Source organism: Glutamicibacter sp. BSL13 (genome assembly GCF_052928425.1).
The window spans coordinates 1-3,903 of record NZ_JAVGCZ010000160.1; the positions used below are offsets into that span (position 1 = coordinate 1).

Here is a 3,903-nt window from a genome sequence, read left to right on the forward strand (position 1 = left end):
CCGCCGCGGTGTATGTGGGTGCCCACCAGCTGCGCACCCTGCGGGTGGCCGAACCTGCGCCCGAACCGGTCGAGGGAGGCGAGCCAGCGCCGGTCGGGGACGCCGCCGCGCGCCCGGGGCAGTGACGGAAAACAGGTCAGCTGCCAGCTGGCAGGCCCAGCTGGCGCGGCGCCAGCCGCCGAACCGGCAGCGGCCGCGAGGCGGCGAGCGAGGCGACGTGCCCGCTGGGGGCCGGGATCCAGCACAGCTGCAGCTGCGGGCCGCCTGCAGGAAGCTGGACCCGCTGCCAGGCGCCGGTGTCCAGGGCCGCGGCGCTGTGCGGCCCGAGCACTGGAAGGGATGCCGGCTCGCGCCGCAGCCCCTCACCGGTGGCCTTCAGCAGCGCCTCCTTGGCGCCGAAGGCCGCGATGCGCAGCCGGTCCGGCTCCTTGCATCCGGCCACGATTATGCGCTCTGCGTTGCTGAGCACCAGGGTGTCAAAGCCCTCGAAAACCCCCGCGGCCCCGGCCTGCGGCTCACGCTCGATATCGGCTCCCATCAGGACCCCCGCCGGCGCGGCGGCGGCCAGCACCAGCTGCCGGGTGCGCGAGGAGGACAGGGCCCAGCCCGCGGCGCGTGGCTGGCCGTGGTCCCCATTCCCGCAGTCCAGGCAGTGCCGGGTGAGGCCAACGAGCCCGGCCTTGGCAGTGGAGCCATCGCGCAGCTGCGCCACGAGCAGGCGCAGCAGGGCCCGGGATGCCAGGTACGCCTCGACGTCGGCCGCCACCTTCAGGGAATCGGCCCGAGTCGCCTCGGCGCCCAACACGTGCTCGTATCCGCCGAGCGGTCCCACTCCAACGCGTACCTGGGCGGGAGTGGCCACCGCGACGTAAACGGCGTCGGCGGCATGCTGCACGGGGGTGAAGTCCATAGATCCCATCGTACGGCTCACGCACCGTGGGACTGAGTCACCCCTTACGTCCATCGCTTTTGATTACACAACATGTGCAGAACTTTTAGAGGTAAGGCTCACCTTATGTTAGGTTGAGTCGCGGTGCCACATCCGACCATTGGAGCGGCCACCACCGGGAGGGCTTCGCCCGCCGCAGTCGCAGGCCGCTCGTCCGCGGCTGCCACGAGACGAGACAACAGCTACAGAAAGCACCAGACATGAAGAACTTCCCCCGCTCCCGCATGGCCGCGGCCGTCCTCGCGCTGTCCCTGCTGGCTACCGGATGTGCCTCCAGTGCCGAGGCCCCGCAGTCTTCCGGCGCGGCCGCCGAGCAGACCACCGGCACCACCAAGGTCCAGACGGCCTTCGGCGAGGTCGAGATCCCCGCCGATCCGCAGCGCGTCATCGCCCTGGAGGGCGGCACCGTGCCATCGGTCGAGGCCGGACACACCCCGGTGGCTACCGCCGGGGACGCCTATGACGACTCCTTCGGCGACGCCGAGGACTACAAGGGCGTGGCCGACCTTCCCAGCGTGCTCTCCCCGGATGGGTGGGACTACGAGAAGATCGTAGAGCTCAAGCCGGATCTGATGATCGGCTTCGTGCGCGGCGGCGAGGATGAGTCCCAGGAACTCAGCGCAGAGAAGAAGGCGGAGTTCGAAAAGCTCAACGCCATCGCCCCGACCGTGCTGATCCGCACCAACGGCTCGGCCACGGTGCGCGACGCCTCGGCACAGATGGCCCAGGTGCTGGGCAACGGCGAGGAAGCCGCCGCCCAGAAGCAGGCCTACGAGAACAAAGTCGCGCAGGTCTCCAGAGACTACCGCGAGAAACTCGACGCCAACACCTTCGCGGCGGTGGACGCCTACGAGGATGTGACCGTCTATTCCCAGATCTCCTGGATCGGGGCGGTGCTCAAGGACTTGGGCGCCCCCGCTGCCAAGGTGGTGGCCGAGGAGTCCAAGGAGAACGGGGTCTTCCTGTCCTTCGAACAGCTCTCCAAGATCGATGACGCCTCCGTGGTGCTCTATCCCGAATACCTCGACGGGTCCTCGGATGCGCTGGACATCCTGGAGCGCCAGTCCACGTTCAACGCCCTGCCGGCGGTGAAGGACAAGCATGCCTTTGGGGTCACCCATTTCTTCCCGGACAACTACGGTGCGGCGCTGCGCGTGGTCGAGCAGATCGAGGAAGTACTCAAGGGACTCTAGCCAGCACTTCACCGTCCGCCACACGCCTTCCAGGAGAATTCGATGATCATCACCAGCCATGACCAGCTCACCGGAGAGCAGATCCTGCCCGATGAGCAGAACGCCAAGAACGCCACCTACACCCACCCGCTTATGCCACGGCTGGTCACCGTCTCATCGGTGACCGCGCTGGGTCCGCGCATGGTGCGCATCAGGGTGGTGGGCGAGGACCTGAAGTCGCTGCGCTCGGTGGCACCGGAGGACCACGTGAAGGTGTTCTTCGACAAGGATTCTCAGGGGCAGCCGGTGCTGCCCACGGTCCAGAACGACCGCTGGATTGACGGGCGGTCGATGATCAGCCGCGACTACACCATCCGCGACGCCAACCCGGCCGAGGGCTGGATGGACCTGGACTTCGTGCTGCACGAGCACGGCATCGCCGGACGCTGGGCAGGCACCGCTCAGGTCGGGGACCAGCTGGCGCTGCTCGGCCCGCGCGGCTCCTTCCGCGTCAAGGACGTCTTTGACTGGTATGTGCTGGCAGCCGACGAAACCGCGCTGCCGGCCCTGGCCCGCTGGGTCTCGGCGCTGCGCCCCGAGGCGAAGGTGTTCGCCTTCATCGAGGTGCAGGACTCCGCGGACGAGATTCCCCTCGAGAGCCCGGCACAGCTCTCGGCGCAGTGGCTGCACCGCGGTGCGCGGCCGGCTGGCAGCACGAACCTGCTGGAGGAAGCGGTTCGCGGGCTGGAACTGCCCGACGGCGAGGGGTTTGTCTGGGTGGCCGGGGAATCGATGAGCATCAAGCCGCTGCGCCGCTACCTGAAGAATGAGTTGGGCCTGGAGCGGGACAACTGGGATGTGGACGGCTACTGGCGCCGAGGCATGGCAGACCACGACCACCACCACGACGAGGACTAGCGGTGGCATCCACCACCCTAGGCAACACGACGACCGACCGGCCGGCCCGCAGGGGCCTGCCGGTCTTCGCCGCGTCCGGGGGCATCTTGCTCATCGCCCTGGCCGCCAGCGTGCTGCTCGGCTCACAACCGCTGGCCCCCGGCCACGTGTTCGCCTACCTCGCCGGAGACCGGATCAGCATGCCCGAGGCGAGCACGGCGGTCCTGGACCTGCGGGTGCCGCGAACGCTGCTCGGACTGGTCTGCGGTGTGGCGCTGGGCGTGGCCGGAGCCCTGTGTCAGGCACATACCCGCAACCCGCTGGCCGACCCCGGCCTGCTGGGCGTCACCTCCGGCGCTGCCTGCGGGGTGGTCTTCGCCCTGAGCGTGCTGCGCCTGGCGTCCCCGGCTCAATACACCCTGCTGGGGCTGCTCGGCGCGCTGCTGGCCGGCGCGGTGGTGCTGGGGCTGGCCTCGCGCATCCGGATGACCAGCGCGGCCACCAGCCTGGTGCTCGCCGGGGCCATCGTCACCGGGGTGCTCAACGCGGTCTCCAGCACCGTGGTGCTCATGGACCGGGTGACCATGGACCGCTTCCGCTACTGGACGGTCGGCTCGCTCTCCGGCCGGGACGCCTCGGTGCTCTGGGACATCGCCCCCTGGCTGCTGCTCGGGGTGGTGCTGACGGTATTCAACGCCCCGTCCCTGGATCCGCTGGCACTGGGCGACGAGGTTGCCTCAAGCCTCGGACGCAATGTCACCCGGGACAGGGTAGTCGGTCTGCTGGCGGTGGTCGTCCTGGCCGGCTCGGCGACCGCGGCCATCGGCGCCATCGCCTTCCTCGGCCTCGCCGCTCCCCACCTGGCCCGCCGCATTACCCCCGGCG

The 3,903-nt window shown here is 69.3% G+C and carries 4 protein-coding genes; 3 read left to right on the forward strand and 1 reads right to left on the reverse strand.

Annotated features, from left to right (window positions below):
* Nucleotides 1–136 precede the first annotated feature (136 nt).
* A complete protein-coding gene (locus tag RCJ92_RS15260; RefSeq protein ID WP_446755041.1) occupies nt 137–910 on the reverse strand; it encodes a 4'-phosphopantetheinyl transferase superfamily protein in 774 nt (257 codons plus the stop codon).
* Between the two features lie 239 nt (nt 911–1,149).
* On the opposite strand from RCJ92_RS15260, the gene RCJ92_RS15265 reads away from it, so the two are divergent.
* The 3 genes from RCJ92_RS15265 to RCJ92_RS15275 form a co-directional block, all read left to right on the forward strand.
* A complete protein-coding gene (locus tag RCJ92_RS15265; protein ID WP_446755042.1) occupies nt 1,150–2,142 on the forward strand; it encodes an ABC transporter substrate-binding protein in 993 nt (330 codons plus the stop codon).
* A gap of 42 nt (nt 2,143–2,184) precedes the next feature.
* Complete coding sequence (locus RCJ92_RS15270) at nt 2,185–3,039, forward strand: siderophore-interacting protein (protein ID WP_446755043.1); 855 nt, start codon at nt 2,185–2,187, stop codon at nt 3,037–3,039.
* A 2-nt stretch (nt 3,040–3,041) separates the two neighbouring features.
* Nucleotides 3,042–3,903, forward strand: an 862-nt coding sequence (locus RCJ92_RS15275) for a FecCD family ABC transporter permease (protein ID WP_446755044.1), incomplete at its 3' end; no start/stop codon positions are given.